Genomic DNA, 453 nt, shown 5'->3' with positions numbered 1-453 from the left:
GGACGACCACGCGGTGGGTGTCCGGCTCAGCGACGGACGGGAACTGCGCGCCGACATCGTCGTGTCGGCCTGCGACGGTTACACCACGGCCATGAAGTTCCTCGGGGGGAAATACCTCGGCGAGGAGTACCGCAAGCTCTACACCGAGACCATCCACGAACCCGGCATGGTCTTCCCCGGCTACTTCACCCTCTTCCTCGGCCTCTCCCGCCCCTTCCCCGAAGGGGACCCCTGCACGACGTACCTGCTCGACGACGCGACGGCCGCCGAGCTCACCGGCATCCGCCACGCCAGCGTCAACGTCCAGTTCCGCAGCCGCCATTACCCCGAACTCTCCCCGGACGGCACCACCGTCGTCTACGCCACCTACTTCTGCGACATCGCCCCCTGGCGGGCCCTGGACGAAGGCCCCGAACAGATCACCCGCACCCGGGGCGGCCAGGAGCTGCACAC

1 protein-coding gene is annotated in these 453 nt (G+C 68.4%); it reads left to right on the top strand.

Features of this window, described 5'->3' with window-relative positions:
- Positions 1–453 (top strand): FAD-dependent oxidoreductase (locus RNB18_RS51960; RefSeq protein ID WP_394817813.1); only part of this gene is annotated, 453 nt, incomplete at both ends.

The organism is Streptomyces doebereineriae (assembly GCF_031845645.1).
Classification (GTDB): Bacteria; Actinomycetota; Actinomycetes; order Streptomycetales; family Streptomycetaceae; genus Streptomyces; species Streptomyces canus.
This window is presented reverse-complemented; position numbering and strand designations above follow the sequence as displayed.